General features: G+C 61.7%; 21 protein-coding genes. 14 read left to right on the forward strand and 7 right to left on the reverse strand.

Going from position 1 to position 19399, the window contains the following annotated elements:
• Positions 1-99: 99 nt before the first annotated feature.
• Together HMPREF2537_RS01615 and HMPREF2537_RS01620 are read left to right on the forward strand one after the other, a co-directional pair.
• Complete coding sequence (locus HMPREF2537_RS01615; RefSeq protein WP_070525003.1) at positions 100-927, forward strand: esterase/lipase family protein; 828 nt, start codon at positions 100-102, stop codon at positions 925-927.
• Positions 927-1223: a CHY zinc finger protein gene (locus HMPREF2537_RS01620; RefSeq protein ID WP_070525004.1), complete on the forward strand. Its 297-nt coding sequence runs from the start codon at positions 927-929 to the stop codon at positions 1221-1223. The genes HMPREF2537_RS01615 and HMPREF2537_RS01620 overlap by 1 nt, the downstream gene beginning before the upstream one ends.
• A gap of 4 nt (positions 1224-1227) precedes the next feature.
• Here HMPREF2537_RS01620 and HMPREF2537_RS01625 read toward each other — a convergent pair whose 3' ends face one another.
• Positions 1228-1740, reverse strand: a complete 513-nt coding sequence (locus HMPREF2537_RS01625; RefSeq protein ID WP_246817238.1) for a hypothetical protein — start codon at positions 1738-1740, stop codon at positions 1228-1230.
• A 41-nt stretch (positions 1741-1781) separates the two neighbouring features.
• On the reverse strand, positions 1782-3098 hold the full coding sequence (locus HMPREF2537_RS01630; protein WP_070525007.1) for a M20/M25/M40 family metallo-hydrolase: 1317 nt from the start codon (positions 3096-3098) through the stop codon (positions 1782-1784).
• Positions 3099-3176: 78 nt separating this feature from the next.
• Between HMPREF2537_RS01630 and bioB the strand changes: the two genes are divergently transcribed.
• From bioB to HMPREF2537_RS01645, 3 genes are read left to right on the forward strand one after another with little or no spacing between them, the layout of a single operon-like run.
• The gene (gene bioB, locus HMPREF2537_RS01635; protein ID WP_070525009.1) at positions 3177-4157 is read left to right on the forward strand and encodes a biotin synthase BioB; all 981 of its coding nucleotides are present in this window, start codon (positions 3177-3179) and stop codon (positions 4155-4157) included.
• On the forward strand, positions 4157-4411 hold the full coding sequence (locus HMPREF2537_RS01640) for a biotin synthase auxiliary protein BsaP (protein ID WP_070525011.1): 255 nt from the start codon (positions 4157-4159) through the stop codon (positions 4409-4411). Before bioB ends, HMPREF2537_RS01640 begins: the two co-directional genes overlap by 1 nt.
• Positions 4412-4422: 11 nt before the next feature.
• Positions 4423-5346 carry a Sir2 family NAD-dependent protein deacetylase gene (locus tag HMPREF2537_RS01645; RefSeq protein WP_070525013.1) on the forward strand — a complete coding sequence of 308 codons (924 nt, stop codon included), beginning with the start codon at positions 4423-4425 and terminating at the stop codon, positions 5344-5346.
• On the opposite strand, the gene HMPREF2537_RS01650 is transcribed toward HMPREF2537_RS01645, so the two are convergent.
• Positions 5343-6092 (reverse strand): esterase/lipase family protein, encoded by a 750-nt coding sequence (locus HMPREF2537_RS01650; protein ID WP_070525015.1) that lies wholly within the window; start codon positions 6090-6092, stop codon positions 5343-5345. The genes HMPREF2537_RS01645 and HMPREF2537_RS01650 overlap by 4 nt on opposite strands.
• A 168-nt stretch (positions 6093-6260) precedes the next feature.
• On the opposite strand from HMPREF2537_RS01650, the gene amn reads away from it, so the two are divergent.
• The 6 genes from amn to HMPREF2537_RS01680 all read left to right on the forward strand — a co-directional run bounded on the left by amn (position 6261) and on the right by HMPREF2537_RS01680 (position 11252).
• Positions 6261-7664 (forward strand): AMP nucleosidase, encoded by a 1404-nt coding sequence (gene amn / locus HMPREF2537_RS01655; protein WP_070525017.1) that lies wholly within the window; start codon positions 6261-6263, stop codon positions 7662-7664.
• Between the two features lie 53 nt (positions 7665-7717).
• Positions 7718-8233 (forward strand): phosphoribosyltransferase, encoded by a 516-nt coding sequence (locus tag HMPREF2537_RS01660; RefSeq protein ID WP_070525018.1) that lies wholly within the window; start codon positions 7718-7720, stop codon positions 8231-8233.
• Positions 8233-9681, forward strand: coding sequence for a SulP family inorganic anion transporter (locus HMPREF2537_RS01665; RefSeq protein WP_070525021.1), 1449 nt, complete (start codon positions 8233-8235; stop codon positions 9679-9681). Before HMPREF2537_RS01660 ends, HMPREF2537_RS01665 begins: the two co-directional genes overlap by 1 nt.
• Before the next feature lie 118 nt (positions 9682-9799).
• Positions 9800-10282, forward strand: coding sequence for a ferritin (locus HMPREF2537_RS01670; RefSeq protein WP_070525023.1), 483 nt, complete (start codon positions 9800-9802; stop codon positions 10280-10282).
• Between the two features lie 63 nt (positions 10283-10345).
• Complete coding sequence (locus HMPREF2537_RS01675; RefSeq protein WP_070525025.1) at positions 10346-10741, forward strand: hypothetical protein; 396 nt, start codon at positions 10346-10348, stop codon at positions 10739-10741.
• Entirely contained in the window at positions 10674-11252 is a 579-nt protein-coding gene (locus HMPREF2537_RS01680) for an HAD-IA family hydrolase (protein ID WP_070520350.1), read from the forward strand. Before HMPREF2537_RS01675 ends, HMPREF2537_RS01680 begins: the two co-directional genes overlap by 68 nt.
• Here HMPREF2537_RS01680 and HMPREF2537_RS01685 read toward each other — a convergent pair.
• Positions 11249-12325 (reverse strand): ROK family protein, encoded by a 1077-nt coding sequence (locus HMPREF2537_RS01685; protein ID WP_070525027.1) that lies wholly within the window; start codon positions 12323-12325, stop codon positions 11249-11251. The genes HMPREF2537_RS01680 and HMPREF2537_RS01685 overlap by 4 nt on opposite strands.
• 97 nt (positions 12326-12422) lie before the next feature.
• Between HMPREF2537_RS01685 and HMPREF2537_RS01690 the strand changes: the two genes are divergently transcribed.
• Together HMPREF2537_RS01690 and HMPREF2537_RS01695 are read left to right on the forward strand one after the other, a co-directional pair.
• On the forward strand, positions 12423-12992 hold the full coding sequence (locus HMPREF2537_RS01690; protein ID WP_070525029.1) for an LOG family protein: 570 nt from the start codon (positions 12423-12425) through the stop codon (positions 12990-12992).
• Positions 12993-13062: 70 nt separating this feature from the next.
• On the forward strand, positions 13063-14724 hold the full coding sequence (locus HMPREF2537_RS01695; protein ID WP_070525031.1) for a DUF885 domain-containing protein: 1662 nt from the start codon (positions 13063-13065) through the stop codon (positions 14722-14724).
• On the opposite strand, the gene HMPREF2537_RS01700 is transcribed toward HMPREF2537_RS01695, so the two are convergent.
• Complete coding sequence (locus HMPREF2537_RS01700) at positions 14721-15767, reverse strand: AbrB family transcriptional regulator (RefSeq protein WP_246820183.1); 1047 nt, start codon at positions 15765-15767, stop codon at positions 14721-14723. The two genes, HMPREF2537_RS01695 and HMPREF2537_RS01700, sit on opposite strands and share 4 nt — an antisense overlap.
• Positions 15768-15783: 16 nt before the next feature.
• Here HMPREF2537_RS01700 and HMPREF2537_RS01705 point away from each other — a divergent pair, with 16 nt between their 5' ends.
• On the forward strand, positions 15784-16560 hold the full coding sequence (locus HMPREF2537_RS01705; RefSeq protein WP_371326365.1) for a TSUP family transporter: 777 nt from the start codon (positions 15784-15786) through the stop codon (positions 16558-16560).
• Here HMPREF2537_RS01705 and HMPREF2537_RS01710 read toward each other — a convergent pair.
• On the reverse strand, positions 16557-18746 hold the full coding sequence (locus HMPREF2537_RS01710) for an ATP-dependent RNA helicase (protein WP_070525035.1): 2190 nt from the start codon (positions 18744-18746) through the stop codon (positions 16557-16559). The genes HMPREF2537_RS01705 and HMPREF2537_RS01710 overlap by 4 nt on opposite strands.
• Positions 18739-19362, reverse strand: a complete 624-nt coding sequence (locus tag HMPREF2537_RS01715; RefSeq protein WP_070525036.1) for a sugar O-acetyltransferase — start codon at positions 19360-19362, stop codon at positions 18739-18741. Before HMPREF2537_RS01715 ends, HMPREF2537_RS01710 begins: the two co-directional genes overlap by 8 nt.
• Positions 19363-19399 lie beyond the last annotated feature (37 nt).

Below are 19399 nucleotides of genomic sequence, written 5' to 3' on the forward strand. Positions count from 1 at the left end.
GTCCTTTGTTTATCTACCTCTATGGTAGTGACGGGCACCCTAGTTGCGCACAGGAATCACACAGTAGCTGGCCAGGCTCGGGGGATAGGATAGTGCCTCATGAAAAACGGCTTTTTACAGCGCGCTTTCCTTGCAATCCTCCTCGGCACTGCCGCCCCTGTCCCGGCTCATGCCCAGACCATGGAGACCTCCGCCGCGCAGGATCTCGGCATCAATGATCCTGACTGTAAGCCCACGGGTTCCGTCACTGAACCCGTTGTTTTATTGCACGGTACTTCGGCAAACTCGGCTGAGTGGAACGATCTCATCCCGAAGCTCAAGGACCAAGGCATGTGCGTGTGGGCCTTCGATTACGGCGCCGAGGACATCGCGTACCAGAATGCCTACGACTACATGAAGGGGATTGCGGATCTAGATTCTTCAGGGCGCGAGATCGCCGGGCATATCGAACACATCCGTGAGGTGACCGGAGCAAACAAAGTAAACCTCGTTGGTTTCTCCCAAGGTGGCCTACACACCAAGACTTTCACGCAGCTCTACGGTTCAGCGGAAGAAGTAGATCGCGTGGTTACTATTGGTGCGAACTTCCACGGGACGACGTGGGGTGACAGAGCAACACCCCTCAAGACGGCCGCAAGAATCGCGCCCGATGTGGTTGATTTCCTCGGCACCAGCGCTGGCATCGAGCAGTTGGAGGGCTCGGATTTTATGGAGAATCTCAACCAGTTTCCGGATACCGCGCCTGGTGTCACCTACACGTCCATCTACTCGCCGGCGGACAATACGGTGACACCGAATCAGACCTCTGAGCTCAGCGCTGTTCCGGGCGCGGACGTGGTCAACGTGGAATCTGCCCCCGTCGAGCACGGGCAGCTGCCCCATGATCCGCGCGTGCACGAGCAGATCATATGGGGGCTGACGCGCTAATGACACAGATTCACGGCGCCATCGACGCGGAGGGTCGGTGCCGTCACTGGCACACGCTTGTCGACGTCATTGCGAACAAGTGCCACACCTGCGGCGGATGGTTCGCGTGTTCGCTGTGTCATGCGGAGCTGACAGACCATGACTTCGGGCCCATGCCGAAGGACGAGCTGTGCGTCATGTGCGGGGCCTGCGGCCGAACAATGACCTACGCCGAATACTCGGCATATAAATGCCCCGCGTGCGGGCACGCCTTCAATTCAGGCTGTGCGCTGCACGCGGGGACGTATTTCAGCTAGCTGCCTACGGCAAAAGCTGGGCCAGCGGGGTGCCCTCGACGAGGGTCTTAAGGTACGCCAGAATGTCCGGGACGTTGAAGGTGAAGTTGCCGATGGTCACCGGGAAGGTCGGAAAAGCGTTGTTTGCTGGGGCATTATTGCCGTTATTGGCCGGGGCGCCACCACCGTTGTTAGCAGGGGCATTGTTGTTAGCTGGGGCGGTGTTATTAGCTGGGGCACCACCATTGTTAGCAGTGTTGCCGCCACCGTTCAGGCCGCAGCGCGCGATGGCCTCGTCGGCGCGGGCGACGGCGTCGCGGATCTCGCCGCCACGCGGGTGGAAGTTAGCAGCAGCCAGCGCCTGGGACTTCTTGCTGTTGTAGTCAGACGGATTGGTGTAGTACTTGGTGGCCTGCTCACAGGAAATCTGGCCGGCAGGGACCTTGGCCAGGTAGTCATCCACCATGTCGGCGGATGCGGTAGGGGCGGACAGGCCGATGGCAGCAGCAACGGAGCAGAGGACAAGCTTATTTCTCATGCGCCACATTGTGCCACAGCTTTTACACGTTTGCGCAAGTCCTAACGCGCCAGGAAACGATTTACCAGCGAAAAATACGCCTTCACAGTCAAATCCAAGTCTTCCAGGTAGAGGTGCTCATCGTGGCTGTGCAGCTGCGAGTTTGCGCTGGCCATGTCCCGATCCTCCGCATGCAGTGCAAAACCGTAGGCATTGCCGCCGCGGCGACGAGCCACGCGCAGGTCGGAACCACCCGTCGCCAGCACTGGCAGCACTTCCTTATCCGGGAAGAATTCGTGGGCGGTCTCTTCAATGCAGCGCCACAGCTCAGTATCAGTCGAGGACTGTGTGGCGTCCTCAGTAATAAGGTGCTCGATTTCTACCTCCTCGGCCATATCGCCGAGCGCTTCACGTAGGAAATCATCAAGCTCCTCCTGGGTCTGGCCGGGGAAGGGGCGGATGTCCATCTCTAGGTAGGCGTGGGAGGGCAGCACGTTGATGGCACCACCTGCGCGCAGGACCGTTTGAGCAATCGTCGTGTGCGAGAAGGCGTGGGCGTAGGCAGACAAATTACCGAACTTTTCGTAGTCGGCGGCGTCAGCGGAGCCGTCGAGAAGCGCTGCCTCCGTTGCGGGATCGAAGCGGAAGGTCTTGACGAATCCCTGCCACACCTCATCCGTGGCCACTGGTGGCTCGGCGACGGCGATGCAGCGAGCAACTTCACCAATCTTGACGATGGCAAAGTCCTTCCCAAACGGCGTCGAGCCATGGCCGGCATCGCCGTGCACGTGCAGGCGGCGCTGGCCCGCGCCCTTCTCACCGACGTTGAAGCCGAGCGCGCCGGGCAGGTGGCTGCCGCCGGTCTCCGAGAGACAGTTGCGCACCGAGTAGGCCTCCGGGTGGTGCTTATCCATCCAGATGGAGCCCAAACCGCCGCGGGCCTCCTCGTCCGCCATACCCACAAACGCCAGGGTGCCGCCGGGGTTGCCGCGCTGAGCCACATCGCGAGTCACCGCCGCCATCGTCGCCGTAATAAAGAGCATGTCCACCGCGCCGCGGCCGTAGAGCTTGCCATCCTCGATGACGGCGTCGAAGGGTGGCTTGGTCCACTTGGGCTGGTCGACGGGCACGACGTCCGTGTGGCCCATGAGCGTGAGCGGCTCCTTGTCCGGGTCACCCGGAACGGTCACCACGATGGTCACGCGGCCGGGGTGCGATTCATAGCGTTGAACCTCCACCGGGGTGCCTGCGAAAAACCGCTCCAACGTGTCGGCATTGCGGACCTCGTGGCCGGAATCCGGAGTGAGGTCATTCACGCAGGCATTGCGAATAAGCTCCTGAAGCAGTGCAAGGGTGTCGTCGTAGAGCGTGGAATCCATGGCCTAGAGGTTAGTCCGGACTACATGAAACCGGCAGATTTACCACAACTTGAACGGTGTTCAAGTAATGTTTCCCGCATGAGCATCGTAGACATCGCACGCGAGAAGGCCCTGGAGCAGGGCATCGGCCTCAACGAAGAAGAACTCTTGCAGGTTCTCCAGATCCCGGATGAGCAGCTGGAAGAGATCGCGGACATCGCCCACAAGACCCGCCTGAAGTGGTGCGGCCCGGACGTGTCCGTGGAAGGCATCATCTCCATTAAGACCGGCGGCTGCCCGGAGGATTGCCACTTCTGCTCGCAGTCGGGGCTTTTCGAGTCCCCAGTACGCGCCGCGCGCCTCAACATCCCGGAGCTGGTGGAGGCCGCCAAGAAGACCGCCAAGACCGGCGCCACGGAGTTCTGCATCGTGGCTGCGGTCAAAGCACCAGATGGGAACCTCCTGTCCCAGGTTGCCGAGGCCATCCCGGCCATCCTCGATGAAGTCGATATCGAAATCTCCTTGTCCCTCGGTACTCTCACCCGCGAGCAAGCCCAGCGCCTCAAGGACATGGGCGCCCAGCGCTACAACCACAACCTGGAGACCTCCAAGTCCTTTTTCCCCAACGTGGTCACCACGCATACCTGGGAGGAGCGCAAAGAGACCCTCGAGAACGTCCGTGCAGTCGGCATGGAAGTCTGCTCCGGCGGCATCATCGGAATGGGCGAATCACTAGAAGACCGCGCCGAGTTCGCCTACCAGCTGGCCCAGATCGAGCCCTGCGAGGTGCCGATGAACTTCCTTGACCCGCGCCCGGGCACACCATTCGCGGACTACCCGCTGGTCCCGCTCGGTGAGGCACTGCGCGCAGTGGCTGCCTTCCGCCTGGCCATGCCGTCTGTAACCCTCCGCTTTGCGGGCGGCCGCGAGCTCTCCCTGGGTGACGACGGTACCGAAAAGGGCCTTCTCGGCGGCATCAACGCCATCATCGCCGGCAACTACCTGACCACTCTGGGCAAGCAGATTGAGAAGGATGTCGACATGCTCGGCCGCATCGACCTGCCCATCAAGGCGCTCTGATGAGCAATTCGACGGAGCTGGCCGCTGCCGTCCTCGCCGGCGAGGAGCCGCTGTTCCACCCCAACACTGGGAAACCACTGAGCGAGGAATTCACCTTGCACCCGGCGGCCGCGGCCGGCCTGGACGTCCCGCGCTATTGCCAGTTGTGCGGGCGCCGCATGGTGGTGCAGGTGCGCCCGGATGGTTGGAACGCGCGCTGTTCGCGGCACGGCGAGCTTGACTCGGACCACCTTTATGAGGAGGCACTTCCGTAAGCTGGGGCACCATGGATCCCGCTGTTGCCCACGCCCATCGGTCTGCGCTGCGCTCGATTTCCCGCGTCGTCACCGAGATTGCGACCCCGACGCCTCCACAACAAGCGTTGAAGGCCGTCGCCGAGCAACTGCGCCGCGGCAACGTCATGGTCCTCACCGGGGCGGGTGTGTCCACGGAATCAGGCGTGCCCGACTACCGCGGCCCGCACGGTTCTCTCAGCCGGCACCGCCCCATGACCTACCAGGAGTTTCTGCACGACCCGCAGGCCTCGCACCGCTACTGGGCCCGTGCTTTCGTTGGCTGGCGGGTCATGCAGGCCGCGCACCCCAACCGCACGCACTATGCCCTCGTCGAGCTTGAGCGCGCCGGGCTCCTTACAGGTGTTGTCACACAAAACGTCGACGGCCTGCACGAGGAAGCCGGGCAGGGCAACCTCATTGCCCTGCACGGGGACATGCAGCACGTGGTGTGCTTGAGCTGCGGATATGAAGAGACACGCGCGGATTACGACGCCCGAGCCGCCACAGCCAACCCGACGTACCTCCAACGCTGGGCAGTCAACAAAGAGGACGTTAACCCCGACGGTGATGTTGCCCTCAGCCAAGAAGCGGTCGAAGAATTTGTCATGCCCGGCTGCGTGCGGTGCGGCTCGCAGCGCCTCAAACCAGACGTGGTCTATTTTGGGGAGCCCGTCCCCACCCATAAGAAGGACGCCGCCTACGCGATGGTCAACGTGTCTGACTCCCTGCTGGTAGCTGGTTCTTCGCTGGCGGTCATGAGCGGCTTCCGCTTCGTTCTGGAGGCCAAGAAACAGGGCAAGCGCGTGGCCACCATCAATGGTGGGCCGGGGCGCGCGGATGACCGTGTGGACACGCTGTGGCGCACCCAGGTGGGCCCGGCTTTCGACGCGATTCTGGACGAGCTAGAACTCTAGAGTCGCTCCAGTTCTTCGAGCACTACCTGGCAGACCCGTTTATCCATGGGCATATCCTCGTGGCGAATAATCGCAAGGCGTTCGATGTCCTGAATGTAGATATTTCGTACCTGCTCGCCATTGAGGAAACAGGTGTTGGGCGGAACCACGATGGCATCGGAGCGGGTGGCGATGCACGTATAGCTCACCCCGGGTTCGACCTCGCTGCCCCGGTTCGTATCCTCCACAATCTTGCTGCCGGCCACTTGCTGCATGCCGGCGGGGCCAAACCAGCCGTCGATAAGCGAGCGCGCCACCTCCTCCTGTCTTTCGCTGCGAAAGAGAGGGCTGGCAATTCCGCCCTGGGTCGTTCCGTGGTTGGGAGCACTGATGCAGACGACGTGCCGTACAAACTCCGCGCCGTCGTGCATGCGCATCCAGTAGCGAGCCAGCAATCCGCCCTGGGAATGCCCCACGAGGATCACCTTTTCCGCGCCGGTGATGGTGCGTACGGCATTGATGTAGGCGTCGAGCTGACGGGCGGATTCCTGCAGGGGAGCGGTGGCGCGGGTCCCGTAGTCAGGCGCGAAGGTGGCCCAGCCAGCGGCGCGGAGCATGTCTGCGAGGACTTGCCAGACGCCTTTGCTGTCGCAGGTTCCGTGGATCAAAATAACCGGCCAGGGTCGTTCGGCGGTGGGGCGCGCGGACCAGTCGTCTTCGCACACGCCTCGCGTCCGCCTGCGGGCACCGAGGGGGAGTGTGGTCATGGGATTGCAGTTTACCCTTGACGCCCCTCCAACTTTTTTACTAAGCTAAGGCTTGCCTAATACGGGCCGGGCGGTGAGCTCCACACCGCACGCGTTACCGGATTAGTCATGGGGATAGAGCCCGCCGCCTCACCGCGGCGGGCTTCTTTCATGGATACACTCGCGAGCATGACCGACCTGCAGCATGTCCACTCCGTCAATGAAGCGATTTCCCGCCTCAGTGAGCTCTATGACAGTTCCTGCGAGCTGGCACGTCACGCTCTCGCCTCGGGGGACCACGACGCCTACCGCCACGTGGTCTACCCGAAGATCACCGTGGATATCCGCCAATGGACGCCCATCGACCGCTCCGAACCTTTCGGCTACGTGGACCAAGAGGGCCGCTACTCGGCAGTGATATCAAAACCATGGCTGATTCGTAGCTACCTCACGGAGCAGCTCACGCGGCTCACCAATAACTACCCCTGCGATATCTACGTCGGTCAATCGGATGAGCGCATCCCGCCGGAATATATCCGGGGGATTACAGAAATTCCCCAGGACCGCGGCGACATACCCCGGCCCACCCTCGATGCGGTTCATGACGGAATCGTTGACGGCGCGTGGAAGGCCTTCCATGGGAAAGAAAAGCCGCTCTTTCACTTTGGCCCGCAGCGCTTCGACATCGCCTGCGCTCGCATCGAGCACTACACCGGCATCGAGGTGGACACCGTGCAGAAGTACATCCTGTTCACCAACTACGCCATGCACACCACCGAGTTCGTTAAGTTCGGCCTGCGCGAGCTGGCCCGGGAAGACTCGCGCTACACCGCGCTCGTGCTGCCCACGGGGGAGACCATCCACTCCAATGACGCGGTGCTTCTCGACGTCGACGAGCTCACCCTCACCTCCCGCTACCAGATGCCCCGCTTTGATCTCATCACCGCCGGCGGCGATGGCATCACCATGATCAATATCGGTGTAGGCCCCTCTAACGCCAAGACCATTACGGACTGCTTGGCGGTCCTGCGCCCGGAGGCCTGGATCATGATCGGACACTGCGCGGGGCTCGATGGCCGCATGCGCATCGGCGACCTCATCCTGGGCAACGCCTACCAGCGCGAGGACCACATCCTCGACGGCACCGTCACCACCAGCAACCCGATTCCCGCCATTCCAGAAATCCAGCGCATGCTGGAGGCCGCCGTCGACGAGGTCTATGGGAAAGACAATTCACTCATGCGCACCGGCACGGTGCTCTCCACCGATGACCGCAACTGGGAGTGGCGAACCTCACGGGACTTGTGGGAATGGCTGCGCCACTCCACCGCAGTGGCCGTGGACATGGAATCCTGCACCCTCGCCGCCAACGGCTACCGCTACCGCATCCCGTACGGCACGCTATTGTCGGTTTCTGATTTGCCCCTGCACGCCGTACCCAAACTTCCCGCCCAAGCGCAGGCCTTTTATTCGAATTCGAAGGAGGCCCACGTCATGTGCGCGGTGCGCGCGGTGGAAGCTTTGGCGGAGAATCCGGAGCGTCTGCGCACCCGCAAATTGCGGCGAACGGTGGCAGAGGTTCCGTTCCGCTGAGGGAGATGATTAGACTGAGGGAAATGCAAAATCTGGCGAAGGAGACCTAGACGATGAGCACCCCGGATTGGTGGAACCCGGAACGCGAGAACCTGACGTGGGAGGTCTTCGGTGAGGCCAGCCGCTACCTTTCGCAACAAATCGTGGATTCGGGCTGGTTCCCAGACCTCATCGTGGGCGTTGCTCGCGGCGGGCTGATCCCTGCCGGCGCCATTGGCTACGCCATCGGCGTCAAAGAAATGGGCGCTATCAATGTGGAGTTTTACACCGATATCGGTGAGACCCTCCCGGAGCCGATTCTCCTTAACCCGCAGCTGGATACGGATTCGCTGAAGGGCAAGAAGGTCCTCGTCGTTGATGACGTGGCGGATTCTGGCAAGACCCTCGACCTCGTGGTTAACCTGCTTGAGCAGACCGCATCCGAGGTCAAGTCCGCGGTGATCTATACGAAGCCGACCACCATCTTTGAGCCGGACTTCTCGTGGAAGAAGACCGACCAGTGGATCAACTTCGCGTGGTCCGTCCTGCCGGTCATCACCCGCGATGGCTCTTTCCAGGAAGGACATTAATGCCAGAAGCCTCCGCCGGTTCTTTCCGCGCGGCCTTCAGCTCGCCCGCCCGCTTCCGCAAGGAGGTGTTTGGCGGGCTTGCTGTTGCGCTGGCCCTCATCCCGGAAGTTTTAAGTTTCTCCATTCTCGCCGGGCTCGACCCTAAGGTGGGGCTCTTCGCCTCCGTCATTATGGCGATGTCCATCGCCATCACCGGTGGGCGCCCGGCCATGATTTCCGCTGCGGCGGGCTCGGTCGCCGTCGTCATCGCGCCGCTCGCTCACGAGCATGGCTTGCAGTACGTGCTGCTGACCATCTGGATGGCGGGAATTCTGCAAGTAGTGATGGCAATGCTGGGCGTCGCCAAGCTCATGCGTTTCATCCCCCGCAGCGTCATGCTGGGTTTTGTCAACGCGCTGGGCATCCTCATGTTCACCGCGCAGCTGGGCCATCTGTGGCAGGTGCCGTGGCTGGTCTATCCCCTTGTCGCGCTAGGTCTGGGAATCATGGTGGTGTGGCCGCGAATCACCACGGTGATCCCCGCGCCGCTCGTGGCGATCGTGGTTGTCACCATGTTGACTGTGATTTTCGGCTGGCAGGTTCCCGACGTCGCGGATCAAGGCGAGCTGCCGACCTCCCTGCCCGGTTTCGTCATTCCAGACGTGCCGTTTAGCCGCGATACCTTCCTCCTCTGCCTTCCCTATGCACTGGGGGTGGCACTCGTCGGACTCATGGAATCCCTGCTCACCGCCAAGCTTGTCGACGACCTCACGGATACCCACTCCGATAAAACGCGCGAATCCGTAGGCCAGGGCATCGGCAACATGCTCGCCGCTGCCATCGGCGGCATGGGCGTGTGCGCGATGATTGGCCAGACCATGATCAACGTCAAGGAATCGCAGGCACGCACGCGCTTGTCGACGTTCCTCGCCGGCGTCTTCCTCCTTATCCTCATCCTCGTGTTGGGGGACACCGTAGGGAAAATCCCCATGGCTGCTCTCGTGGCGGTCATGTTCATGGTGTCCTTTCACACCGTGGATTGGCGCTCGGTGCGCACGATTCACCGCATGCCTCTGAGCGAAACCCTCGTCATGCTGGTGACGGTGATTGGCACCTTGGCCACGAATAACCTGGCGGTCGGTGTGATCCTCGGTGTGCTCACTGCCTCGGTGGCCTTTGCACGCCGCGTCGCCCACCTCGTGTCGGTGGAGCTAGAGGGCAACGTTTATACCGTGCGCGGCCAGCTCTTCTTCGCCTCTTCGAACGATCTGGTCTATGCCTTCGACTACACCCTGCCGGTGGAGAAGGTCATCGTGGATTTCTCAGAGGCCGATATTTGGGATGCCTCAACCGTGGCGGTGCTTGAATCCGTGGAAAACAAGTACGCAAGCCGGGGAGTAGCGGTGGAATTCCGCGGCCTCGATGGTGTGAGCCTCGCGCGCTACCAGAGGATTTCTGGTTTGGGTTAGGTAAACCTACCAGAAAAAGTGTTATGACGTGCGAGTTTGCTTAAGATCGCCTTGCTAGCGCGTCCTGAGTTTTCCTGTATTGTGGGTAACACAAAAACGGATGAAAGGAAGCACCCTCATGGATGAGAAGCTGCAAACCCTCCTCAACGAGCAGGTCAACAACGAGCACGGCGCGGCCCTGATTTATACCCAGCTGGCATATGAGATGGACAATCTGTCCTTCCCGGGCATGCGCGATTGGTTCTTCAAGCAGGCAGAGGAAGAGCGCGAGCACGCGCAGAAGTTCGCCGAGCACCTGCTGGACCGCGGCTACCGCGTGGAGCTGGAGGATATCCAGGTTGGCTCCGTCAAGGCCGCTACGCCGCTGGATGCCTTCGAGGCATCCCTCGCGCATGAGCAGAAGGTCTCGGAGCAGATCCGAGAGATCGCCCGCACCGCAGATGCGGCTGGGGACCTGGATTCCCGTGGTCTCATCAACTGGTTCCTCGAGGAGCAGGTTGAGGAAGAGTCCTCCGTGTCTGAGATCATTGACCAGCTCAAGCTGGTGGGCAATGACGGTTCGGGCCTGTTGCGCGTCGATGGCTCGCTGGCGCAACGGTAACGAAGCCATATAGTTTGCGTGGATTCTCCCACGGCCCCCTGCGGTTGGTGGGAGAATTTTTTTATGACTACAACGCGCCTCATGCTCATCTGCGGTGCCCTTGCCGGGCTAGCGATTGCATTGGTCGGTGGCATGTGGCTGGCGGCAACGAACATGGCTCTGGGAACCTTTTTCTTCGCCCTCGCGGTGATGCTCGGCCCGTTTGCCGGGCTTGCCCTCTTATTGTGCGCCGCCGCGGCGGCGACGGCGCTGAGCCGCTCCCTGTTTAGCGTCGGCGGCTTGTTCCTAGTGGGGGCAACCTCGACGCTGTGGGCGCATGGCACACTATCGCTTCCGCTCTTCGTAGCGGGCACGCTGACTGGCGCTCTTGCGGTCTGGCTACACTGGGCGCATGGCCACTTTGCTCTTCGACCTCTACGGCGTGCTCATGCGGTCAGCTACGCCCGCCGGGAACGCTGAGCTGGAGGATTACCTCCGTCCCGACAATGTAGAGCACTTTTGGTCTCTTTATGAGGAGTTTCGCCCTGCATATGACGCTGGGCACCTGAGCGATGCGCAATATTGGGGCCGCATTCGCGCGCTGGCCGGTCTTGCTCCTTTTGATGTCAGCCACGCTATCGAATTGGACACCGAGCATTTGCTGGTAGCCGACGAAGAAATGGTTCGTGCGGTCCTAGGGTTTATTGGCCAAGGCCATAGTGTTGGCATCCTGGCGAATGTGCCAGCGGCATTGGGAACCAGGATCCGCCAGACGCAGCCCTGGCTGGAAGAATGCGCCGCCGTGACGCTGAGCTGCGATATCGGGGTGGCCAAGCCGGATCCGGAAGCCTACCTCGTGGCCGTGGATGCCCTCGGGGCCCAGGCCAAGGACACCCACTTCTTCGACGATCGGCCGGACTTCGTCGCCGGTGCTCAGCACCTTGGGCTCAAGGCCCACCTTTTTACGGGAATTACTTCAATCCCCTTCTAGGCAGCTTTGGCCTCGCGGCCGAGCTCCAGCGGAACTCGCAGCAGCGGATCGAGCGCCACGGCGCGGGTGCAGGCGCGAACAATCTCGGTGTGCGAGGGAATCATGCGCAGCTCCACTGGGTGCTCAGTGGCTTGGCGCACGGCGGAAGCAAAGAGCTTCGGAGCCGCCGGATCGTCCGAGAAAGCACCGCCGGCAACCACGAGGGTATCGGGCTTATGCTGCGTCAAAAGTTCAGCAGCGGTGGCCCCGAGGGAGCGCGCGCGGTCGTCGAGAAGCGCCCGCGTCTCATCGTCAGCGTTCGCAACCACGTCTGGGAAAGACTCCTCACCTGTCACATCGAGCACCGCCTGCGTAGCGAGAGAATCAGGGTCATCGATGTCGAGCTGCACGATCTCATCGCCGACTGTGAGCGCAGCACCAACGGAGTCATCCGCGTAGAGCACCATGACGGGTTTCTCCGCGCCCAGCTCCGCGGACTGCGTCTCGGATCCCAGGATGGCGGGGATGACGGAGGATACGACAACCGGAACGCCGAACTGGTACTCCAGACGGCTAGCAATATCCATCTCGTCCCAGCCCAGGTTGTGGGCGGTAATGCGTCCAGCTTCGTTCACGCTGCCGGAGGTGGTCACGCCGACTGAAACCAAACGTCGATCCAGGCCGGTCATCAGGCGGTTGACACCAGCGATGATGTGCTCGATGACATCACTTGCACTCAAGCGTGACACCGGGGTAGCCACGTCTTCCTCGCGCAGGGTGCGCCCCTTGGTGTCGAAGAAGGCGATGTGGGTGAAGGCGGTACCGACCGCGATGCCGGCCAGCATCCAATCATTATCCGCTACTTCCAGGGGCACGGTGGGGCGCCCGCGGCCGCGGGACTGCGTCAAATCCGTGCGCTCGCGAATCAGTCCAGCGCCCAGCAGCGCAGCAGTGGCGCGGGTAATCGTCGGCTGGGAGAGTCCCGTGGCTTCGACAAGTTCACTGCGGGTAACAACGGGGTTGAGTCGAATGATGTGGAGGCACTTCGCCGCCGGGGTGCGGGGGCGAGTGAACACGGGACCAGATTTAATCATGGCGCAAGTATAAATTCACCAGACCGCATTGTCTAATAGAAATTGGGATTCAGTAGACATCATAGTCTAGAAATGTGCCTGCGTTAGAGTAGTATTCATGGATTCTGTTGCTGTGTACTGCGGCTCCGCCGCTGGAAACTCTGAAGCCTATGGCCAAGCCGCACACCTTTTGGGGGAGGAGCTCGCGCGGCGAAACCTCACCCTGGTCTATGGCGGTGGTGACGTAGGCCTGATGGGCATCGTTGCAGATTCCTGCCTTGCCGCCGGCGGCACAGTCATTGGGGTAATCCCGCGGCAGCTCGTTGATTACGAGATGTCACACCAGCGGGTAACCAAGCTCGAGGTCGTGGACACCATGGCACAGCGCAAGACGCGCATGGAGGAACTCGCGGATGCCTTCGTGTGCCTGCCGGGTGGCGTGGGGACCCTAGAAGAGCTCACCGAGGTGCTCACCCTGCAGCAATTAGGCAACCTCGACGGCCCGGTGGGTCTGGTAGACGTCAACGGTTTCTGGCAGCCTTTCGTGCAGATGTACTCCGCAATGGTGCAGGAAGGCTTTGTTCAGAAGCGCTTCCTCGATGCTCTCGTGGTCAACCCTTCCCCGGCCGGGGTACTCGATGGATTCTCGTCGTGGACAAGCCCGGGAAGTAAGTGGAGCAACAATTAGCTAACAACCTGGTAAATAAGGCGGCGCTGGGTTGGCCCAAACCCCTGGATCTTCGTTAGACTTCGCCCTTATGAGTTTTGACCAGAACGCAGAGCGCCAGCCTTCGCTGCTGGACGCGTCGTGCGATAACTTCGTCCACGACCTCGCGCAGCTCACGCCCACCGATGCCACCGCGTGGGGAATTCCCGGCTTCGACGGTGAGTTGGAAGATTTCTCCCCGGAGTACTACTCCTCAGTGGCGGATCGCACTCGTGAGATGATGGCGGATCTCGATGCCCTCGATGACACCACCGACGAGTCTGATGATGACGATGACTTCGATGAAGTTGACTACGTCACCGCCGCCGTCTTGCGCGACCGTCTCTGCCTGGATCTTGACCTGCACCATGCCGGTGAGGACATCCGCTGCCTTAACAACATTGCCTCCCCGGTGCAGACTATCCGCGACACCCTCATGCTCATGCCGAAGGACACCCCGGAGCAGCTTGATGCACTGCGTTCGCGCCTGTCGAAGGTAGCAACCTCGCTCAACGGCTACAAGGAGTCCCTTACCGAGGCGGCCTCGCGTGGCATGGTGGCGCCGCAGCGCCAGATCTCCGATGTCTTCGTGCAATGCGAGCGGCTTGCCGACGCCGGCTCCATGCTCGAGGACCTTGGCGTTGAGGGCCCAGAGGTGGACGCGGCCAAGGAAGCCTTCGGCGAATTCGCCGATTGGCTCTCTAACGAGCTCCAGCCGCAGGCTCCATCGCAGGATGCGGTGGGCCGCGAGCGCTACGAGCGCTTCTCCAGGCTCTTCGTCGGCGATGTTGTGGACCTCGATGAGGCCTATGAGTGGGGCATGGACCAAGTGCGCTCCATCAAGGCGGAACAAGAAAAAATCGCCCACGAGCTCTATGGCTCCGACGCCACCGTGCGCGCGGCCATGCGCAAGCTCAACGAGGAAGAGCGCTACCAGCTGCACGGCACCGACGCGTTAGTGGAGTGGATGCAGTCCACCGCGGACCGCGTGATCAAGGACCTTGACGGCAACGCCTTCGACATCCCGGAGGCCGTTAAAGAAATCGAGTGTTGCATCGACCCGGCAGGCACCGGCGGCATCTTCTACACCTCGCCGTCTGATGACTTCTCCCGCCCCGGCCGCATGTGGTGGTCCGTACCCGCTGGTCAGGAGCTTTTCCACACCTGGCAGGAACTAACCACCGTCCACCATGAGGGCGCGCCGGGCCACCATCTGCAGATTGGCGCCGCGCTGACCCAGCCGGATCTCAACCTATGGCGCCGTGCGGTGACGTGGAACTCTGGCCACGGTGAGGGCTGGGCGCTCTATGCAGAAGCCCTCATGGCGGAGCTGGGATACATGGATGATCCGGGCTTCCGCATGGGGCTTCTCGACGCCCAACGCTTCCGCGCCGCCCGCGTCGTGGTCGACATCGGACTTCACCTGGGTAAAGCCCTTCCGGATTGCACCGCGTCCGGCGTCTGGGACAAGTCCCACGTCAAGACCTTCATGCGTGAAAACACCGCGATGGATGACGCCAACCTCTCCTTCGAGGTCACCCGCTACCTGGGTTGGCCGGGCCAGGCGCCGTCTTATGCCCTGGGCCAGCGCCTGTGGCAGCAGACCCGCGACGCCGCAGTTGAACAAGGGATGGACGTACGTGACTTCCACTCCCAGGCGTTGGCCCTAGGCTCGGTGCCGATGTCGATTCTGCGCGAGACCATCCTGGACTAGCGGCGGAATAGCCGCAAAATCTGCGGCAGGTAGCCGGCGATAACCAGCACGATGATGAGCCGGATAATCTGCACGGCTACCACGGTGGGGCCCGCCCCGCCTTCCGCAGACAGCGCAAGCACCGTCTCCAGTGCGCCGGGGGAGGTGGCGAGGTAAGCCTCGAAGTAGGTGATGTCCAGCCATGCGGTCAAAGGCAGGGCGGTCAGTGCGCACACGCCGATCACGACAATGATAAAGAGGATCGTCGCCGGCAGCTGCTTGGCGAAGGCCCGCAGTGCCGGTACCGACAGCCCACCACCGCAGACCCAGCCGATGGACATAAACGCCATGATTTTGAACACGTAGAGCGGCTCCAAAGTGTGGCCGGCTGGAATAACCTGAGCGACCAGCACCGTCAAGATGAGCGGCCCCAATACAGCAGCAGCGGGCAAACGCACCAGCTTGCCCAGCTTTTCACCAACCACAGCGATGGCGAGGGTCAGCAGCACGATCCACCACGTGATCTCGCCGTCAACGCTCATGTCCACGCCCTTGCCCGCGGGGGCGTCTAACAAGGAGACCACCAAAGGCAGCGATACCGAGACCGCCAGAAGGCGCAGGTATTGCGTCAGCGCCACGTAGCGGTAGTCAGCACCCAGCTCGCTAGCCAGCGCGGGCATGAGTGAGGCTCCGCCGGGCAGCATGGATAAAATGCCCGTTTCCCAGGAAATATCCTTCGGCTGTGAGCGGTGTAGCAGCACGCCGCCGGCGACGCCGATTAAAACAGTTATGAGTGACATCGTCACCGCGGCCGGCACAAAGCCAATGAGCGTGGAGGCAGGAACCAGGGTTAGTGGTATGCCGGCCATCATTCCGATGAATCCGCGGGCGACAGAATAGAAGTGCTTATTAACGGCGAGTTCTTTGCCCGTCGTCAAGGCCATGGCACCCGAGACCACGATGGCGCCGAGGATCCAGGCTGCGGGTACGTGAAGGTAGCTAAATAATGCCCCGAGTGCTGCAGACCCCGGGGCCACGATGACCCATCTCGTACGAACAGACATGGAATCGAGTTTAATGATGGACATGGATTTCGGATTAAGCGGTTGGGCGATACTCACCATTGGCGCTGCCGTGGCCGGATGGATCGATGCCGTCATTGGCGGCGGCGGGCTCGTGCTCATTCCGCTCATCCTGGCGGTCGCACCCCAGCTTGCTCCCGCCACCGCCCTGGCCACGAACAAGGTGGCGGCGGTCTCTGGAACGGCCTCTGCTGCCATCACACTGGTCAAGAAGGTGCGCCCACCGAAGGGCGAGCTCATCCGTATGGGCCTTATCGCCCTCCTATGCTCCGGGCTCGGCGCTGCAGCAGCCGCACTCATGGACAAGGACGTCATGCGGCCGGTCATCATCGTGCTCATGGTGGCAGTCGGCCTCTTCGTGGCCTTTCGCCCAGACTTCGGCAGCGGCGAAGGAGACGGTATCCGCGGCGGCTGGCGCACGTGGGCAGGGTTAGCCGCTGTAGCAGCCATTGCCTTCTACGACGGCATCTTTGGCCCCGGCACCGGTATGTTCCTCATCATGGCCTTCACCGCCATCTTTTCCCAGAACTTCCTTACCTCCGCCGCGATGTCCAAGGTGGTCAACACGTGCACCAACGTTGGCGCGCTCGTGGTCTTCATCGTGGGCGGCCACGTGGTGTGGGGCCTCGCCTTAGTTCTCGCAGCAGCAAATATCATTGGCGCGCAACTGGGCGCGCGAACAGTGCTCGGCGGCGGTGCGAAGCTCATCCGTTATGCACTCCTCACGCTCGTCGTGGTGATGAGCGTGTACCTGGCTTGGCAGCAGTGGGGTTAAATCCTGTTCTTCGTCTTTGCGGTGGCCACCGCAATCCACGGATCCTCCGGCCACGGGTGCTTGGGGTAGCGCCCGCGCATGTCCGCGCGCACACCGGCATAAGGCCCGGACCAGAAGCTCGCTAGATCATCGGTGACGGCGAGCGGCCGGCCGGCGGGGGACAGTAGATGGAATTGCACTCGGTGGCCGCAGTATTCGGGAGACTCCGCCAATCCGAAACACTCCTGCAACTTGATGGAGACCACTGGGCGCTCGCCGGACCAATCGATCCTCGCAGCACGTCCGGACGGAACTGGCAAACGTTCCGGTGCGAGCTCATCCAAGCGGCTAGCTTCGGGCCACGGCAGCAGACGCTGCAGCGCTGGATACATGTCTGGGCGCCCGCCAATCGCCAACTCATGCAGCTCCGGCTCCAGCCAGCTCAGGTCATCGCTGTCCACGTCTGGCCAGGGCGCACCGTATGCTTTATGCAGATGCCGCATACGTTCCCGCAGGTTCTGGGCCTTGTCGTTGAAGTGAAACAGGTTTAAACCCTGTCCGGAGTTGCGGAGCGCCTCCACTGCTTCATCGCCGGAGACCTTCACTGGCGTCTCCGACAACACGATGGCACCTGCCGCACGCACGCGCACGCCGCGGACCTTGGAGCCGTCGAGAAAAGCTCGGGTTTCCTCCGTCACGCCGATGATTTCGAGCGCATCCTTCTCCGCGATGGGCACTGCTTCACGAATGATGGCGTTACCGGATTGCGCCAACGACACCTCCGCCACCGCCAACCAGTCGTGGCCATTCTCGAGAAACTGCGCACGCGTACCGCTGGCGAGCAAAAACTCCTTGTCACCCACGCGCTTAGCCACGAACTCCGGGAAGGCGCTAGCGACCACCACGCCTGGGTCCACCGGACCTTTGTTGGGCACCAAGCGGGCCAGCCGCTTCGGATCCGAATCATCCAGCCGGGCAATCGTCTGTGCTGCCCCCGCGCCGTACTTCAACAGTGCCGCGCCCCACCGTGGGTGCGTCGGCAGCAGCGCCAGCTCTTCGCCAGCATCGAGCAGATCTAGGGTGCGGTGGGCGTCGGCAAGCGCAGCCTTCGGCGGTTGATCAAGCAACGGGAAGTCCGGTCCCGCGCCCCAACAGTCCATGAACAGCGCCGCCTGCGTGAGGTCCGCGGAAAGGATCTCTGGAATCACGTGCGGAGAAAAGTGCTGGTAGTCCTCCTGTGAATAGCAGCGGACGACGGTACCGGGCGCCTCACGTCCGGCACGTCCGGCGCGTTGATCGGCGCTGCTTTTCGACGTCGACACCGTCACCAACCCACTCATCCCGCGCTGCGCATCCCGCTTGGGCACGCGGGACAACCCGGCATCGATGACGGTGCGTACACCCGGCACGGTCAGTGAAGATTCTGCGATGGACGTCGCTACCACGATGCGCTGCTCTCTGGTGTAGAGCGCAGCGTCCTGCTCCTGCGTGGTCTGGCGGCCGTGGAGCGGAAAAACGTTGTGGCCGCTCAAGGCATCACACACCAGGTTGACCTCGCGTACACCCGGCACAAAGACCAGCGTGGACTCGTGCTGCCGCGCGGCAACCTTGGCCACGCCTTTCCAAAAGTCCCGATCGCCCGCGGCACGTCCTGGAATCGGTTCATAGGAGAGGCTGAGCGGGTACGTTACCGCCTCAGTGGAATGGATCGGAGCCCCTCCCATGAGCTGGGAGAAGCGGGAGGCGTCGACAGTCGCGGACATGGCAATAACCCGAAAATCATCGCGGAGCTGCGCCAACTCCAAGCACATGCCCAGTACCAGATCGGTATCGAGCTGGCGTTCATGAACCTCGTCGATGGCCACGGCGGAAATCCCTTCAAGTTCCGGATCCCGCAACAGTCGGCGCAACAGCACGCCGGGGGTAACAAACTCGACGTCTGCGCCTTTGCGGGAATCACCGCGTACCGCATAGCCGATGCGCTGGCCTGACAACTCCTGAAGGCGGTTTGCCGCCGCACGCACAGCTACGCGGCGCGGCGCGGTAACGAGAACCTTGCCCTCTACTTGGTTAGCCAGCGCCGGCGGAACGAGCGTGGTCTTACCCGTGCCGGGCGGAGCCTGGACTACGACGTGACCGGCGGAAGGCAGAGAATCAATGGTTTCCAGGACGGGAAGTCCTGTGCCGATCGCCTTGAGATCAAACATCGAGATCGTGGCGCTCCCACCTATCCTCGTTGCCCTCCAGCGTGCGTACCACACGCCCCGGTGAGCCCAGGACCAGCGAGTTATCGGGGATATCCTTAGTCACCAGTGTGCCTGCTCCCACGACGCAGTTCTTGCCGATTGTCACGCCCGGCAACACAGTGACATTGGCACCAAACCACGTGTTATCGCCGACGCTGATAGGCTTCGCAATCTCCCAACCTTCTGCCCGCATCTCATGATCGTTGACAGGATGCCCCACGGTAATAAGCGAGCAGTTCGGACCAATCATGACGTGGTCCCCGAGGGTTACAGGCGCCTGTGCCAGGATCGTCGCACCAAAGTTGATGAAGACGCCTTTTCCGATGGTCACATTGCAGCCATACTCCAAGTTGAGCGGGACGTGCAGCCCGGGAACCTCGGACTCCGGCGAAAACAGCTCCCGCAAGATCTCCCTCGCGCGCTCTGGATTGGTGTTGTGCAGCTCATTGAGCTCCTTGACCAGCAGGAAGCCGCGTCGATGTTCGGTGCTGACCTCCTCGTTGACACCGGGCATGAACCACTGCCCGCTGGTCATGCGTTCAAAGGATCCGCGATCCGCCAAGTTCTCCTGTGACATGGCAAAAGAATAGACATGTTGGGGTGGAAATGTCGAT

The organism is Corynebacterium sp. HMSC074E01 (assembly GCF_001808885.1).
In the GTDB taxonomy this organism is placed as follows: domain Bacteria; phylum Actinomycetota; class Actinomycetes; order Mycobacteriales; family Mycobacteriaceae; genus Corynebacterium.

Bases quoted from the DNA above. Each gene is read 5' to 3' on its own strand.
- HMPREF2537_RS01615 (WP_070525003.1), top strand. From the start codon at position 100: ATGAAAAACGGCTTTTTACAGCGCGCTTTCCTTGCAATCCTCCTCGGC.
- HMPREF2537_RS01620 (WP_070525004.1), top strand. From the start codon at position 927: ATGACACAGATTCACGGCGCCATCGACGCGGAGGGTCGGTGCCGTCAC.
- HMPREF2537_RS01625 (WP_246817238.1), bottom strand. From the start codon at position 1,740: ATGAGAAATAAGCTTGTCCTCTGCTCCGTTGCTGCTGCCATCGGCCTG.
- HMPREF2537_RS01630 (WP_070525007.1), bottom strand. From the start codon at position 3,098: ATGGATTCCACGCTCTACGACGACACCCTTGCACTGCTTCAGGAGCTT.
- bioB (WP_070525009.1), top strand. From the start codon at position 3,177: ATGAGCATCGTAGACATCGCACGCGAGAAGGCCCTGGAGCAGGGCATC.
- HMPREF2537_RS01640 (WP_070525011.1), top strand. From the start codon at position 4,157: ATGAGCAATTCGACGGAGCTGGCCGCTGCCGTCCTCGCCGGCGAGGAG.
- HMPREF2537_RS01645 (WP_070525013.1), top strand. From the start codon at position 4,423: ATGGATCCCGCTGTTGCCCACGCCCATCGGTCTGCGCTGCGCTCGATT.
- HMPREF2537_RS01650 (WP_070525015.1), bottom strand. From the start codon at position 6,092: ATGACCACACTCCCCCTCGGTGCCCGCAGGCGGACGCGAGGCGTGTGC.
- amn (WP_070525017.1), top strand. From the start codon at position 6,261: ATGACCGACCTGCAGCATGTCCACTCCGTCAATGAAGCGATTTCCCGC.
- HMPREF2537_RS01660 (WP_070525018.1), top strand. From the start codon at position 7,718: ATGAGCACCCCGGATTGGTGGAACCCGGAACGCGAGAACCTGACGTGG.
- HMPREF2537_RS01665 (WP_070525021.1), top strand. From the start codon at position 8,233: ATGCCAGAAGCCTCCGCCGGTTCTTTCCGCGCGGCCTTCAGCTCGCCC.
- HMPREF2537_RS01670 (WP_070525023.1), top strand. From the start codon at position 9,800: ATGGATGAGAAGCTGCAAACCCTCCTCAACGAGCAGGTCAACAACGAG.
- HMPREF2537_RS01675 (WP_070525025.1), top strand. From the start codon at position 10,346: ATGACTACAACGCGCCTCATGCTCATCTGCGGTGCCCTTGCCGGGCTA.
- HMPREF2537_RS01680 (WP_070520350.1), top strand. From the start codon at position 10,674: ATGGCCACTTTGCTCTTCGACCTCTACGGCGTGCTCATGCGGTCAGCT.
- HMPREF2537_RS01685 (WP_070525027.1), bottom strand. From the start codon at position 12,325: ATGATTAAATCTGGTCCCGTGTTCACTCGCCCCCGCACCCCGGCGGCG.
- HMPREF2537_RS01690 (WP_070525029.1), top strand. From the start codon at position 12,423: ATGGATTCTGTTGCTGTGTACTGCGGCTCCGCCGCTGGAAACTCTGAA.
- HMPREF2537_RS01695 (WP_070525031.1), top strand. From the start codon at position 13,063: ATGAGTTTTGACCAGAACGCAGAGCGCCAGCCTTCGCTGCTGGACGCG.
- HMPREF2537_RS01700 (WP_246820183.1), bottom strand. From the start codon at position 15,767: ATGTCTGTTCGTACGAGATGGGTCATCGTGGCCCCGGGGTCTGCAGCA.
- HMPREF2537_RS01705 (WP_371326365.1), top strand. From the start codon at position 15,784: ATGGACATGGATTTCGGATTAAGCGGTTGGGCGATACTCACCATTGGC.
- HMPREF2537_RS01710 (WP_070525035.1), bottom strand. From the start codon at position 18,746: ATGTTTGATCTCAAGGCGATCGGCACAGGACTTCCCGTCCTGGAAACC.
- HMPREF2537_RS01715 (WP_070525036.1), bottom strand. From the start codon at position 19,362: ATGTCACAGGAGAACTTGGCGGATCGCGGATCCTTTGAACGCATGACC.